The organism is Streptomyces spiramenti, from assembly GCF_012034385.1.
Classification (GTDB): domain Bacteria; phylum Actinomycetota; class Actinomycetes; order Streptomycetales; family Streptomycetaceae; genus Streptomyces; species Streptomyces spiramenti.
Genome location: NZ_JAAVJB010000005.1, coordinates 20,496 through 35,068, shown reverse-complemented (window position 1 = coordinate 35,068; position 14,573 = coordinate 20,496). Strand labels below are relative to the sequence as shown.

Annotated in this window: 11 protein-coding genes; 1 reads left to right on the top strand and 10 read right to left on the bottom strand. The window is 72.2% G+C overall.

Going from position 1 to position 14,573, the window contains the following annotated elements; all coding sequences use genetic code 11:
• Nucleotides 1-234 precede the first annotated feature (234 nt).
• The 4 genes from HCJ92_RS01440 to HCJ92_RS01425 form a co-directional block, all read right to left on the bottom strand.
• Entirely contained in the window at nt 235-1,698 is a 1,464-nt protein-coding gene (locus tag HCJ92_RS01440) for a replication-associated recombination protein A (protein WP_338053962.1), read from the bottom strand.
• Nucleotides 1,699-1,794: 96 nt separating this feature from the next.
• Nucleotides 1,795-2,433 (bottom strand): vitamin K epoxide reductase family protein, encoded by a 639-nt coding sequence (locus HCJ92_RS01435; protein ID WP_167931507.1) that lies wholly within the window; start codon nt 2,431-2,433, stop codon nt 1,795-1,797.
• A gap of 117 nt (nt 2,434-2,550) precedes the next feature.
• Nucleotides 2,551-3,819, bottom strand: a complete 1,269-nt coding sequence (hisS, locus tag HCJ92_RS01430; protein WP_167931506.1) for a histidine--tRNA ligase — start codon at nt 3,817-3,819, stop codon at nt 2,551-2,553.
• A gap of 12 nt (nt 3,820-3,831) precedes the next feature.
• On the bottom strand, nt 3,832-4,554 hold the full coding sequence (locus HCJ92_RS01425) for an MBL fold metallo-hydrolase (protein WP_167931505.1): 723 nt from the start codon (nt 4,552-4,554) through the stop codon (nt 3,832-3,834).
• A 371-nt stretch (nt 4,555-4,925) separates the two neighbouring features.
• Between HCJ92_RS01425 and HCJ92_RS01420 the strand changes: the two genes are divergently transcribed.
• Nucleotides 4,926-6,155 carry a DUF349 domain-containing protein gene (locus HCJ92_RS01420; protein ID WP_167931504.1) on the top strand — a complete coding sequence of 410 codons (1,230 nt, stop codon included), beginning with the start codon at nt 4,926-4,928 and terminating at the stop codon, nt 6,153-6,155.
• Between the two features lie 41 nt (nt 6,156-6,196).
• On the opposite strand, the gene HCJ92_RS01415 is transcribed toward HCJ92_RS01420, so the two are convergent.
• From HCJ92_RS01415 to ruvB, 6 genes are all read right to left on the bottom strand, one after another.
• Nucleotides 6,197-8,614 carry a RelA/SpoT family protein gene (locus HCJ92_RS01415; protein WP_420824658.1) on the bottom strand — a complete coding sequence of 806 codons (2,418 nt, stop codon included), beginning with the start codon at nt 8,612-8,614 and terminating at the stop codon, nt 6,197-6,199.
• A gap of 383 nt (nt 8,615-8,997) precedes the next feature.
• Nucleotides 8,998-9,567 (bottom strand): adenine phosphoribosyltransferase, encoded by a 570-nt coding sequence (locus HCJ92_RS01410; RefSeq protein ID WP_167931502.1) that lies wholly within the window; start codon nt 9,565-9,567, stop codon nt 8,998-9,000.
• Entirely contained in the window at nt 9,564-10,727 is a 1,164-nt protein-coding gene (secF, locus tag HCJ92_RS01405) for a protein translocase subunit SecF (RefSeq protein WP_167931501.1), read from the bottom strand. Before secF ends, HCJ92_RS01410 begins: the two co-directional genes overlap by 4 nt.
• 1 nt (nt 10,728) lies before the next feature.
• Nucleotides 10,729-12,555: a protein translocase subunit SecD gene (secD, locus tag HCJ92_RS01400; protein ID WP_420824657.1), complete on the bottom strand. Its 1,827-nt coding sequence runs from the start codon at nt 12,553-12,555 to the stop codon at nt 10,729-10,731.
• Between the two features lie 117 nt (nt 12,556-12,672).
• Complete coding sequence (gene yajC, locus HCJ92_RS01395) at nt 12,673-13,200, bottom strand: preprotein translocase subunit YajC (protein ID WP_420824656.1); 528 nt, start codon at nt 13,198-13,200, stop codon at nt 12,673-12,675.
• 253 nt (nt 13,201-13,453) lie between these two features.
• Nucleotides 13,454-14,500 carry a Holliday junction branch migration DNA helicase RuvB gene (gene ruvB, locus HCJ92_RS01390; RefSeq protein ID WP_167931499.1) on the bottom strand — a complete coding sequence of 349 codons (1,047 nt, stop codon included), beginning with the start codon at nt 14,498-14,500 and terminating at the stop codon, nt 13,454-13,456.
• Between the last annotated feature and the right edge of the window lie 73 nt (nt 14,501-14,573).

Sequence of the window (14,573 nt, the reverse complement as noted above, 5' to 3'; positions counted from 1 at the left end):
AACGCTCCGCCCCTCCCGGCGACGACGGGGAGGGGCAAGAGGCCCGACGGCGAAGCGGCGACCCCGGAGCGCGGGGGGCACCGCGCCGGGATCGGCTCGCGGAGTCGGGCACGGGCGGCCGTGGGGCGCGGGCGCCCGCCTGCCCGGCCGTCCTCGGATGCTCCCGGCAACCGGGGCGGACGGACGCTCCCGGCGCCACCCGCCCGGGCGTGCGGTCGTGAGGACGCTCTCAGCTCAGTCCTCGTCCGCTCCCGCCTCGACCTGCCGCGGCCCGCTCCCGGCGCCCTCGGCGGCGGTGTCCGGCGCGGCCGTCTCCCCCTCGCCGCGCCCCGTCCGCTCGGGGCGGGGCCGCCGGCCCGACAGGCGCTCGCGCACCCGCTCGGCGACCTCCGCGTACCGCGCCTCCGCTCCGTACCGGGTGGGCCGGTAGTACCGCTTGCCGTGGACGGCGTCGGGCGCGTACTGCTGGGCGGCGATACCGCCGGGCAGGTCGTGGGGGTACTGGTAGGTGCTGCCGTGCCCCAGCTTCGCCGCACCCTTGTAGTGCGCGTCCCGCAGGTGCGGCGGCACCGGACCCGCCGCGCCGGCCCGCACGTCGGCCAGTGCCGCGTCGATCGCCAGGTAGGCGGCGTTCGACTTCGGTGCCAGCGCCAGCGCCACCACCGCCTGTCCGAGGATGATGCGCGCCTCCGGGTACCCGATGAGCGCCACCGCCTGCGCGGCGGCCACCGCGGTCGACAGGGCGGTCGGCTCGGCCATGCCGATGTCCTCCGAGGCGGAGATCATCAGCCGGCGCGCGATGAACCGGGGGTCCTCCCCCGCCTCGATCATGCGGGCCAGGTAGTGCAGGGCGGCGTCCACGTCCGAACCCCGGATCGACTTGATCAGGGCGCTGGCCACGTCATAGTGCTGGTCGCCGTCGCGGTCGTAGCGCACCGCGGCGCGGTCCACCGCCTGCTCCAGTCGTTCCAGAGTCACCGAGGACTCCCCCGCGTCCAGCGCGGCGCCCGCTCCCGCCTCCAGCGCGGTGAGCGCCCGCCGGGCGTCCCCGCCGGCGATGCGCAGCAGGTGTTCCTCCGCGTCATCGGGGAGCGTCACCAGCCCGCCCAGCCCCCGCTCGTCGCCGACGGCCCGCCGCAGCAGGCCGCGGAGGTCGTCCTCCGTGAGCGGTTCGAGGGTGAGCAGCAGGGAGCGGGAGAGCAGCGGTGAGATCACGGAGAAGTAGGGGTTCTCCGTCGTCGCGGCGATCAGGGTCACCCAGCGGTTCTCCACCGCCGGGAGCAGCGAGTCCTGCTGCGCCTTGGAGAAGCGGTGGATCTCGTCGAGGAAGAGGACGGTGTCCTTGCCGTAGGCGCCGGCGGAGCGGCGGGCGCCGTCGATGACGGCACGGACCTCCTTGACGCCGGCGGTGATGGCCGAGAGCTCGACGAAGCGGCGGTCCGTGGCCCGACTGACGACGTGCGCCAGCGTGGTCTTTCCCGTGCCGGGCGGTCCCCACAGGATGACGGAGGCCGGTCCGGCGGGTCCGCCGCCGCCCTCTCCCACGAGCCGCCGCAGGGGCGAGCCGGGGCCGAGGAGGTGGCGCTGGCCCAGCACCTCGTCCAGCGAGCGCGGACGCATCCGCACCGCCAGCGGGCGTCCCGCCGGCTCTCGCTCCTGGCGTTCCTCTGCGGCTGCGGTGAACAGATCGGGCTCCACGGCGGCAACCCTACTCGCGGACGCCGACGGCCCGCCCGCCGAGGGCGGGTGGGCCGTGGGGGCCGCGCGCGTGGGCGCGGCGAGGAGCCGGGCGGCTCACGCCCAGAGGGCGCTGCCCCAGTTGGTGAAGACGAGCATCAGCACGATGCCGACGTGCAGCGCAGGCAGCAGCCAGTGGAACTCCAGGACGGTGCGGCGCAGCCCCTCGGGGGCCGGGAGCACGCGGTGGCGGAGGTTGTGGACCGTGGTGTACCAGAACATGACGATGGTGGCGAGCCAGGCGAGGCAGCACCAGAGGCAGAGCGCCGAGATCACGTAGAGGGACTGGTACATCAGCCAGGTGCAGAAGACCACGCCGAAGAGGGTGCCGCCCTGGAGGCCCAGCCAGAACCAGCGGTGGTAGCGGGCGCCCGCCACCAGGCCCATGCCGATCGCGATGACGGCGCCGTAGGTGACGAGGCCGAGCATCGGGTTGGGGAACCCGAAGACCGACGCCTGGTCGCTCTGCATGATCGAACCGCAGGAGACGACGGCGTTGATGCTGCACGCCGGGTCGTACTCGCTGTCCTCCAGCAGATTGAACTTGTCGATCGTGATGACCCACCCGGCCAGGAGGCCGAGGAAGCCGGTCACCACCAGCAGCCAGGCGAAGGGCCGTCCGGCCCCGATCGGCGCACCGGGCGACGGGTCGGCGGTGTCCGCGTCGGAATCCTGGTGCGCTGCGGTCGTTGTCATGTGGTGGGCGTCCCGTCATCGGCTCGCGGTGGGGGCCGGGACCCGCGAGCGGGACCTGGCGACAGCCCATTGTGCACGAGCGGTGTCGGTTCGGGATAAGGCCGGAAGGACCGGTTCTCAGGACCGGCCGAGCCTCCTGGTCAACTCCTCGACGGCACCGTCGAGCGCCACCGCGGTCTGCTCACCACTGGCGAGGTCCTTCAGCTGGACCCGCCCGTCCGCCAGGTCGCGGTCGCCGGCGACCACGGCGAACCGTGCGCCGGACCGGTCCGCGGACTTCATGGCGTTCTTCATGCCCTTGCCGCCGAAGGCGAAGTCGGCGGCGATCCCCGCCCGGCGCACCTCGGTGACCAGCGCGAACAGCGCGCTGCGGGCCTCCTCGCCGATCGGCACCGCGTAGACCTCGGTCGTGGGCGGGAGCTCCGGCCCGACGCCCTCCGCGTCGAGCGCGAGGACGGTGCGGTCCACCCCCAGCGCCCAGCCGACCGACGGAAGGGGCGGGCCACCGATCATCTCCGAGAGGCCGTCGTACCGGCCGCCGCCGCCGATCGCGGACTGCGCGCCGAGCCCGTCGTGTACGAATTCGAACGTAGTACGGGTGTAGTAGTCGAGACCGCGCACGAGACGGGGGTCGTCCTCGAAGGTGACACCGGCGGCGGTCAGCAGCGCGCGGACCCGCCGGTGGTACTCGGCGCAGTCGGCGCAGAGGTGCTCGCTCATCAGCGGGGCGCCGACGAGTTGCTCGCGGACCGCGGGCCGCTTGTCGTCCAGGACGCGCAGCGGGTTGATCTCCGCGCGTGCCCGGGTGTCGTCGTCCAGGTCCAGTCCGCGCAGGAACTCCTGGAGGGCCTCGCGGTAGACCGGCCGGCAGACGCGGTCGCCCAGCGAGTTGAGCAGCAGCCGCACCTCCCGCAGTCCGAGCGACCGGTGCGCCTCCACCGCCAGGATGATCAGCTCCGCGTCGAGAGCCGGGTCCTCTGCTCCCACCGCTTCGGCGCCGACCTGGGAGAAGTGCCGGTAACGGCCCTTCTGGGGACGCTCGTAGCGGTAGTAGGAGCCCGAGTACCAGAGCTTCACCGGCAGGTTGCCGGACTTGTGGAGGTTGGCCTCCAGGGCGGCGCGCAGCACCGAGGCCGTGCCCTCCGGCCGCAGGGCGAGCTCGTCGCCGCCGCGGGTGGTGAGGGTGTACATCTCCTTGGTGACGATGTCGGTGGACTCACCGACGCCGCGTGCGAACAGGCCCACGTGCTCGAAGCCGGGGGTCTCCGCGTAGCCGTAGCCCGCCCGGCGCAGCGGCGCGGACATCGCCTCGCGGACCGCGAGGAACCGCGCGGAGTCGGGCGGGAGCAGGTCGTAGGTGCCCTTGGGGGCACGGAAAGTATTCACGGGGTGTGGTCGTCACATTCCTCGACGGGGGGCGGCCGGCGGTGTCGCGCCGTCCGCCCCGGGGCCGGCTGCCGTCTCCCGCAGGAAGGGGTTGGTGGCGCGCTCGTGGCCGATGGTGGTCTGGGGGCCGTGCCCGGCGAGGACGACCGTGGTGTCGTCCTGGGCGAGGCAGACGCGTTCCAGGGACCGGAGGATCTCCGGATGGTCGCCGCCGGGCAGGTCGGTCCGGCCGATGGAGCCGGCGAAGAGCAGGTCGCCGGTGAAGAGGACCGGGGGCACGTCGGACTGTTCGGGGAGACCGAAGGTGACCGAGCCGCGGGTGTGGCCGGGGGCGTGCGAGACGACGAGCTCCAGCCCGGCGAGGCGGAGGGTGGTGCCGTCGACGAGTTCCCGCAGGTCGTCGGGTTCGCCCAGCGTCAGGTCGCCCATCAGCCTCTCGCCGAGGCGGCGGCCGAGCGCCTTCTCCGGGTCGCCCAGCATGTAGCGGTCCTCGGGATGGATCCAAGCGGGGATGGACCGCGCGCCGCAGAGCGGTGTCACCGAGGCGACGTGGTCGATGTGGCCGTGGGTCGCGAGGGCGGCCACCGGCTTGAGGCCGTGCTTCTCGACCGTCTGCGCGACGGCGTCGGCGGCCTGGTGGCCGGGGTCGATGATCACGCACTCCTCACCGGCGGCGGGGGCGACCAGATAGCAGTTGGTGCCCCACGCTCCTGCGGGGAAGCCGGCGATCAGCATGTCGGTCCCAACTCTCCTCGCGGCTCCGGCTGCGGCGACGTCCGCCGGGCCGGGTGGTGTCCCGGCCGGGCCGGTCGCCGTGCGTCACCGCACCCTACCGGCGGCGGGGAGCGCGGCGCCAACCGGTTCGCCGGTGACCGGGAGGTCACGGGCGCCCAGTGGCCCGGCCGTGCGGACCTGCCGGAAGTTGGGCCCCTGGAGGTGCGGACAGCCGGCCCGCCCGTCGCCTATGTTGGGGCGTGGGGCGGGGCACTGTGTGGTGCGGGCCGCCACCGGACGACCCGGCCGACGCGCACGGGCCGTCCGGGCTGGGAACTGTGGACGATGCCACCCGGGCGACGACCGGGCGGGCGTCAAATGGAGGAGGCGCTGTGAGCAGCGATCCGTGGGGTCGAGTCGACGAGACCGGCACCGTGTACGTGCGGACTGCCGACGGGGAGAAGGTCGCCGGCTCCTGGCAGGCGGGCTCGCCGGAGGAGGCCCTCGCTTACTTCGAGCGGAAGTACGAGGGCCTGGTGGTCGAGATCGGGCTGCTGGAGCGCCGGGTGCGGACCACCGACCTGTCGGCGAAGGACGCCACCGCCGCCGTGGACCACCTGCGCGAGCAGGTGGACGCGGGCGCGGCAGTGGGCGACCTGGACGCGCTCTCCCGGCGGCTCGACACATTGGTGACGACCGTCGGCGAGCGCCGGGAGCAGCGCAAGGCCGACAAGGCGAAGCAGAGCGAGGAGTCCCGCAAGGCCAAGGAGGCACTGGTCGCCGAGGCCGAGGAGCTGGCCGCCAGCGAGCAGTGGCGCTCCGCGGGCGAGCGGCTGCGGGCACTGGTCGACACCTGGAAGGGCCTGCCGCGGCTGGACCGCAGGACCGACGACGAGCTGTGGCACCGGTTCTCCCAGGCGCGGTCGGCGTTCTCCAAGCGCCGCAAGGCCCACTTCGCCTCGCTGGACGCGCAGCGCGAGGAGACCAGGCGCCGCAAGGAGAAGCTGATCGCCGAGGCCGAGAAGCTCTCCACCTCGACCGACTGGGCTCCCACCGCTGCCCGGTACCGCGACCTCATGCGGGACTGGAAGGCGGCCGGGCGGGCGCAGCGGGACGCCGAGGAGGACCTGTGGGCGCGCTTCCGGGCGGCGCAGGACGTCTTCTTCCAGGCGCGGGGCACGGTCTTCGACGAGCGGGACGCCGAGCAGCGCGAGAACCTGACCCGCAAGGAGGAGTTGGTCACAGAGGCGCAGAAGCTGCTGCCGATCACCGACGTGAAGGTGGCCCGCGCCGCTCTCCGTTCCATCGGCGAGCGCTGGGAGGCCATCGGTCACGTGCCGCGGGACGCCCGTGCCTCGGTGGAGGGCGGCATCCAGGCGGTGGAGCGTGCCGTCGCGGAGGCCGAGGAGGGCGAGTGGCGCCGGACCAACCCGGAGGCGCGCGCCCGGGCCGCGGGGCTGACCGGCCAGCTCCAGGACGCGGTCGACAAGCTGCGGCGCCAGGCCGACCAGGCGCGTGCCGCCGGGAACACGGCGAAGGCGGAGAAGCTGGAGCGTGAGCTGGCGGGCCGTCAGGAGCTGCTGGACCAGGCGGTGAAGGGGCTGCGCGAGTTCGGCGGCTGAGACCACCGACCGGCCCGTCGTCGTGAGAGCCGCCGCTCCCGTCAGCCGCCTCGGCGGGCGGAGGTGACGCGGTAGACGTCGTAGACGCCCTCGACGCCGCGCACCGCGCGCAGCACGTGCCCCAGGTGCTTGGGGTCGCCCATCTCGAAGGTGAAGCGGGAGATGGCCACCCGGTCGCGCGAGGTCTGCACCGCGGCCGAGAGGATGTTGACATGCTGGTCGGAGAGGATTCGGGTGACGTCGGACAGCAGGCGGGAGCGGTCCAACGCCTCCACCTGGATGGCGACCAGGAAGACCGAGGACTGGGTGGGTGCCCACTCGACCTCCAGCATCCGCTCGGGCTCACGGGAGAGCGCGTCGACGTTGACGCAGTCCGCCCGGTGGACCGAGACGCCGCTGCCGCGGGTCACAAAGCCGATGATCGGGTCGCCCGGCACGGGTGTGCAGCAGCGGGCGAGCTTGACCCAGACGTCGTCGGTGCCCTTGACGACGACGCCGGGGTCGCCGCTGCTGCGGCGCCGGCCGAGGGAGGCGGGCACCGGCGGGGCGGTCTCGGCCACGTCCTCGTTGGCGGCCTCCTCGCCGCCGACGGCCTGCACGAGCTTCTGCACGACGCTCTGCGCCGAGACGTGGTTCTCCCCGATCGCCGCGTAGAGCGAGGAGATGTCGGGGTAGCGCATCTCGTGGGCGAGGGTGACCAGTGAGTCGCCGGTCAGTATGTGCTGGATCGGCAGGTTCTGTTTGCGCATCGCGCGGACGATGGCGTCCTTGCCCTGCTCGATCGCCTCGTCCCGCCGCTCGCGCGAGAACCAGCCGCGGATCTTGTTGCGGGCCCGGGGCGACTTGACGAAGCCCAGCCAGTCCCGGGAGGGGCCGGCACCCGACGCCTTGGAAGTGAAGACCTCCACGGTGTCCCCGTTGTCCAGGGTCGACTCCAGCGGCACGAGCCTGCCGTTGACCTTCGCCCCTATCGTGCGGTGACCGACCTCGGTGTGGACGGCGTAGGCGAAGTCCACCGGGGTCGCCCCGGTCGGCAGGGCGATGACGTCGCCCTTGGGGGTGAAGACGAAGACCTCGTTGCGGGAGAGGTCGAAGCGGAGCGACTCCAGGAACTCGCCCGGGTCCTCCGTCTCCTTCTGCCAGTCCAGCAGCTGCCGCAACCAGGCCATGTCGTTGACCGCCTCGCCCGCCTTCTCCCCCTTGCGGGCGGGGGCGTCGCTGCGGACCTTGGAGGCACCGGCGACGGCCTGCTGCTTGTACTTCCAGTGCGCCGCGATGCCGTACTCGGCCCGGCGGTGCATGTCGAAGGTGCGGATCTGGAGCTCGACGGGCTTGCCGCCGGGTCCTATCACCGTCGTGTGCAGCGACTGGTACATGTTGAACTTGGGCATCGCGATGTAGTCCTTGAACCGCCCCGGCACGGGATTCCACCGTGCGTGGACGGTGCCCAGCGCGCCGTAGCAGTCGCGGACGGAGTCGACGAGGACCCGGATGCCCACCAGGTCGTAGATCTCGGCGAAGTCCCGGCCACGGACGATCATCTTCTGGTAGACGCTGTAGTAGTGCTTGGGTCGGCCGGTGACCGTCGCCTTGATGCGGGCGCCCCGGAGGTCCCCGAGGACCTCGTCGATGACGGTCGCGAGGTACTCGTCCCGCTTGGGGGCGCGCTCGGCGACCAGCCGCACGATCTCGTCGTACATCTTGGGGTAGAGGATGGCGAACGCCAGATCCTCCAGCTCCCACTTGATGGTGTTCATGCCCAGGCGGTGGGCGAGCGGCGCGTAGATCTCCAGCGTCTCGCGGGCCTTCTGCTCCTGCTTCTCCCGCTTCAGGAACCGCATGGTGCGCATGTTGTGGAGCCGGTCGGCGAGCTTGATGACCAGGACACGGGGGTCCTTGGCCATGGCGACGACCATCTTGCGGACCGTCTCGGCCTGCGCGGCCTCGCCGAACTTGACCTTGTCCAGCTTGGTGACGCCGTCCACCAGCAGGGCGACCTGGTCGCCGAAGTCGCGGCGCAGGGTGTCCAGGCCGTACTCGGTGTCCTCGACCGTGTCGTGGAGCAGGCCCGCCATCAGCGTGGCCGGGTCCATGCCCAGCTCGGCCAGGATCGTCGTCACGGCCAGCGGGTGGGTGATGTACGGGTCGCCGCTCTTGCGCTTCTGCCCGCGGTGCCACCGCTCGGCGACCTGGTAGGCCCGCTCCAGCTGCCGCAGGACGGCGGTGTCGGCCTTGGGGTCGTTGGCCCGCACCACTCGCAGCAGGGGTTCCAGCACGGGGTTGTACGGGGTGGAGCGCTGCACGCCGAGGCGTGCCAGGCGGGCGCGGACACGGTTGGAGGAGCCGGAGCGGCCGGAGATCCCGGAGACGGGCGGCTGCGGCGCGGGGGCCTCGGCGGGCGGTGACGGCGCCGGCTGCGCGGCGGCTGGCGGGGGCGTCGAACCCCCTCGGGTGCTGATCGCGGTGGCGCCACCGGCGGGCCGTGGGGCTCCCTGCGCGGCGTCGTCCCGGTCCGCGCCGACGCGGTCCCGGGCCTGCTCGCCCTGGGGCCGCCCGGCGGGGGTGCGCGGTGTGGGCTCGTCTGGCAAGTGCACTCCCGGGAGACGATCGGACTGCCATGGTAGCGACCGTGCGGGACCCCCGGCCTGTCCGACGGGCCTGGCCGGGCGCTTCCCCGGGGCCGTTGCCGACCCGGCGGGGCACGGCGTCGCACCGGGTGTCCGGACGTGTGCGGGGTGTTCCGGAATCGGGCGTTCCTGCGGCGCCGGGCCGGGGACGGGAGCCGGGGCGCTCGGGCCGACCCCCGAGACGGCTCTCCGGTTCCGGCGCGCCGGAACCGGACTCACACGGTGATCAGCGACTCCAGCGGAGTCCCGTCCAGGGCCGACAGCAGCCGCTCGCGACCGCCGAGGAACCCCAGCTCCAGCAGGACCGTCACTCCGACGACCTCGGCTCCGGTGCGGCGGATCAGCCGGACCGACGCCTCGGCGGTACCGCCGGTGGCGAGCACGTCGTCGATGACCAGCACCCGGTCCCCGGGGCCCACGGCGTCGGTGTGCAGTTCCACCTCGGCCGTGCCGTACTCCAGCTCGTACCTCTCCCCCATCGTCTCGCCGGGCAGCTTCCCGGCCTTGCGGACCGGGACGAAGCCGACGCCGGCGCGCAGCGCGGCCGGGGCGGCGAGGATGAACCCGCGCGCCTCCAGCCCGGCGACGGCGGTGGCACCCTGCCGCGTGACCGCGGCGGCCAGCGCGTCGGTGAGGACCGAGAAGGCGTGGGGATCGGCGAGCAGCGGGGTGATGTCCTTGAACACCACACCCGCCCGGGGGTGGTCCGCGACGTCGCGGATGGCGTTGAGGAGCAGCTCACGGTCGCCGCCGGCGAGCGGCGCCGCTGTCTCCACCCCGCTCATCGGCGCTTGCCCGAGGGGCGACCCCGGTTCCGGCCGCGCGAGACCGGTTGGCGACGCTCGACGGTGACCTGTCCGGTGGCGGCGGCGTGCGCCGCGGCCTCGGACTCCTCCTCCGTCATGGCCTCGCCGCCCTGCCCAGGCAGTCCGGTCGAGGGCTGGCCGGCGGCGGGCGACGGCGCGCTGCCGCCGCGCTCCGCGCGCTTGGCCAGCACCTTGCGCTCGTGCGAGCGGATGGCGGGGTCACGGAGCTTGAAGTCCACCACCACGGGGACGGCGATGAAGAGCGAGGAGTAGGTGCCCGCGATCAGGCCGACCAGCAGCGGCAACGCAATGTCCTTGAGCATGCCGCCGCCCAGCAGACCGGTGCCGATGAACAGCAGCGCCGCCACCGGCAGGGCGCCGGTGATGGAGGTGTTCATCGACCGGACGATGGTGGCGTTGACGGCCTGGTTGCTGAGTTCCCCGTAGGTGAACCTGCTCTGTTTCTCCAGGTCGGCCGTCTTTTCCTGCGCCTTGTCGAAGACGACCACAGTGTCGTAGATCGAGTAGCTGAGAATCGTCAGCAACCCGACCACCGTGCCCGGCGTCACCTCGAATCCCGCCAGCGCGTAGACCCCGATGGTGACGATCAGGTCGAAGAGCAAGGCGACCATCGCCGCCAACGACATGCGCCACTCGAAGGTGATGGCCAGGTAGACGCAGACCAGGAGCATGAAGATGATCATGCCCTGGAAGGCCTTCTCGGTCATCTGCTCGCCCCAGCTGGGGCCGACCAGCTCCGCGTCCACCTCCTCGACCGGGACACCGGCGGCCTCGGCGATCGCGGCGCGCGTCACGTCCGACTGCTCGGTCTCCAGGTCGGTCACCTGGATGCGCAGCGCCCCGCCGTCGCCGACGGTCTGCACCCGCGCTTCCTGAGCGACGGTCTCGCGGACGACGTCCCGGGCTTCCTCCACCGTCAGCGAACTGCTGTCCGGGGTGTTGTAGACGGCGCCGCCCTGGAACTCCACCCCGAGGAAGAGTCCGCGCACCCCGAGTCCGGTCAGGGAGACGATGACGAGCAGGACGGAGATGGCGTACCAGAACTTCCGCTTGCCGACGAAGTCATAGGCGGTCTCGCCGCGGTACAGCCTGGCGCCGAGCGTGCTCAGCCGTGCCATCTCACGCCTCCTTCGGTTCGGCGGGAACGGTGGTGGGGCGGCTCATGGAGCGCCGGATCGGCGGACGTGCGCCCAACCGCTTGGGGTCGAGCCCGGACCACTTGTGCCCCTTGGCGAAGAACGGGCGACGCGCGGCGAGCGTGACCAGCGGCTTCGTGAGCAGGAACACGATGATCAGGTCCAGCGCCGTGGTCAGACCGAGCACGAAGGCGAAGCCCTGCACCGAACCGACGGAGACAAGGAAGAGCACGATCGCGGCGAGGAAGGACACCACGTCGGAGATGACGATGGTGCGGCGCGCCCGGGGCCACGCCCGCTCGATGGCGGCGCGGACCGGCCGTCCCTCACGTACCTCGTCGCGGATGCGCTCGAAGTAGATGATGAACGAGTCCGCCGTGATGCCGATCGCGACGATCGCACCGCAGATCGCGGGCAGGCTCATCGCGAAGCCGATGGCCGGGCCCAGCAACGTCATGATCACGTACGTCAGGTAGGCCATGGCGGCGAGGCTGAAGATCGCCACCAGGGAGAGCGCGCGGTAGTAGTAGAGCAGGTACCCGAAGACCAGCAGCAGACCGATGCCGCCGGCGATCAGACCCGCCTTGAGCTGGTCACCACCGAGCGACGCGGAGATGGTGCTGTAGTTGCCCTCCTCGAAGCTGATCGGCAGGGCGCCGAACTTCAGGATGTTGGCGAGCTCACCGGCCGACTCCTCGTCGAAGGTGCCGGAGATCGTCGCCGAGCCGCCCGCGAGCCGCTCGCTGACGCGGGGCGCCGAGACGACCTCGCCGTCCAGCGTGATGGCGAACTGGTTGCGCGGCTGCATCTGGGTGCGCAGCTCGTTGGTGATGTTGGCGAACTTGGTCGCACCCGCGGAGTTGAACTCCATGTTGACGATCCAGCCCTGCCCGGACTGGTTGTCGTAGATCGAGTCCGCGGAGCTGACGTCGGTGCCGGGGACGGCGACCGGGCCGAGCTCGTACTTCACCATGCCGTCGGCGTCGCAGGCCACGATGGCCTCGTCGTCACCCGCGGCCGAGTTCTCGTTGCTGCTCGCCAACCGGGCTTCGAGGGTGGAGCAGTCCAGCTCGGTGAGCTGGGCACCGAGGCCACCGGGCTGAAGAGCGTCGTCCTCGGGGGCCTCGCCCTCCTCGGTGCCGGGCTCCTCGGTGGAGTCGTCCTGGGTCCGGAAGGCGGCCTGGGTCGCGCCGGTGACGGCCCCGGGAGCGGAGAGCTCGGGGAGGCTGTTGTCACTGGACTCGGTGCCGTCGCCCTCCGTGCCCTCCTCGGAGTCCTCGCCCTCGGCGTCGTCCGACGGCGCGTCCGCACCCTCCTCGGTCTCGGCCTCCTCCTCCGCCGGCGGCTCCTCCCCCTCGGGGACTTCCTCGCCGGGCTGGCCCACCATCTGGGCGTCCAGGACGGGACGGAAACCGAGCTGCGCGGTCGTGCCGACCTGCTCGCGCGCCTGCTGCTCGTCCGTGCCCTGGGGGATGTTGATGATGATGTTGCGGTCGCCCTGCGCCTGCACCTCCACCTCGGAGACACCGAGGCCGTTGACACGGCGCTCGATGATGTCCACCGCGGTGTTGAGGTTGGTCGAGTTGACCGCCCCCTCGTTGCGGGCGTCGGACGTGGCGGTGAGTGTGATGCTCGTACCACCTGCGAGGTCGATCCCCAGCCGGGGGGACTTCTCCCCGGAGAGCAGCATGCCGCCGGTGAGCATCACGGCGAGCAGCAGGATCAGGAGGAGCGCGCGGCCGGGCTTGGCCTGCGTGGACCTGAATTCCTTCTTCTGGGAAGACCTGAGGCCCTGGTTGGGTCCAGCCACCTTTTCGTCTCTCTCTGTCCAACGGCACCGCGCCCGGTGGTGGCGGCACGGTTCACGGGATGAATGGGCACGACCTACGGCACTGACGCCGGCCCGCGAGCCGGCGTCAGTGTGCGGTCAGGGCTTGGACCCGTTCTCGCCGTCGCGCGAGGAGCCCTTGGATTCGGTGTCCTCGGTCCCGGTGGACGGGGCGTCCGGCGAGTCGGTGCCCTCGGGCTCGGTGGTGGCCTCGGGCTTGGTGGTGCCCTCGGCGTCCCCGTCCTTGTCGAGGCCGATACGGCGCTCCTCGGCGTCGCGCTCGTCGTCGGTACCGGTCAGCGAGGAGGCGTCGTCCGGAACCACCGGGGCGTCCTCGGCGTCGTAGCCGTCGTCACCACTGAGGATGCGCTCGTACTCCTCGGGCTCCAGCACCGCGCCGATGGCGTTCTTGGCGAACAGCAGCTGCGAGCCGTCCTCGGACTCCAGCAGGACCGCGTCCTCGCGGACCTCGACGACCATGGCGTAGAGGCCGCCGATCGTGCGGACACCGGTGCCGGGTTCCATGGAATTGCGCATCTCCATAGCCTGGCGCTGCTTGTTCTTGGCCGATCGGGTCATGAGAAGCATGACACCGATGAGCAGGATGAACGGAAGAAGAAGTTCCACGGCGGAGGACATTCCTTAGCGCGGCCGAGCGTCGAGCGTTCGACCTGGTCTGGGGTGGGATCGCCACTCGTCGGGGGTGGCGTCGGCGCAGTCTAAGCGAGGCTTCACCAGGGGAACAACGTCGCGGACACACCACGGGGTTCCCGAGAGGCGATCCGTTACCACCGAGGCCGGGAAGTCGCCGGACCGCGACCTCCCGGGGCGTTCCCGACCCCGCCGTGCACCACCGCCCCGGAGACGCGGGCCCGCCTGGTCAGCCCCCGAAGAGGCCGGGCTGTCCGGCCTGCTGCGCGGGGGGCGTCAGACCCAGATGGGCCCATGCCGCGGGGGTGGCGACCCGGCCCCGCGGGGTCCTCGCGAGCAGCCCCTCCCGGACGAGGAAGGGCTCGGCGACCTCCTCGACCGTCTCCCGCTCCTCCCCCACCGCCACGGCGAGCGTCGACAGCCCGACCGGCCCACCGCCGAACAGCTTCAGCAGTGCCTCCAGGACCGCGCGGTCCAGTCGGTCCAGCCCGCGTTCGTCGACCTCGTACACCTCCAGAGCGCGCGAGGCGGTCTCCCGGTCGATGGAACCGTCCGCCTTGACCTGCGCGTAGTCGCGGACCCGGCGCAGCAGCCGGTTCGCGATCCGGGGCGTACCGCGCGAGCGGCCGGCGATCTCGGCGGCTCCCGCGGGGTCCACCTCGACGTCGAGGAGCCCGGCGGAGCGGTGCACGACCCGTTCGAGCTCGGCCGGGGCGTAGAACTCCATGTGCGCGGTGAACCCGAACCGGTCGCGCAGCGGCGGCGGCAGCAGCCCCGCCCGTGTGGTGGCGCCGACCAGGGTGAAGGGCGGCAGCTCCAGCGGGATCGCGGTGGCCCCCGGCCCCTTGCCCACGATGACGTCGACCCGGAAGTCCTCCATCGCGATGTAGAGCATCTCCTCGGCGGGCCGCGACATGCGGTGTATCTCGTCGAGGAAGAGCACCTCGCCCTCCTGGAGCGAGGAGAGGATGGACGCGAGGTCGCCCGCGTGCTGGATCGCAGGCCCGGAGGTGATCCGGATCGGGGCGCCCATCTCGGCGGCGATGATCATCGAGAGAGTGGTCTTGCCCAGGCCGGGCGCGCCGGAGAGCAGCACGTGGTCGGCGGTGGCCCCCCGCTCGCGGGCGGCGCGCAGCACCAGGTCCAGCTGCTCCCGGACGCGTTCCTGCCCGATGAACTCGCCCAGCTGCCGGGGACGCAGCGCTGCCTCGACCGCGCGGTCCTCGCTGTCGGCGTCGTAGTCCACCAACCGCTCCCCACCGGGTTCCACGCTCATGCCCGGGCCCCCCGGCTGTCGCGGGTGGTCGGCGGGGCGATGGGGGTCATCGGGATTCCTCGGGGTTCGGCGA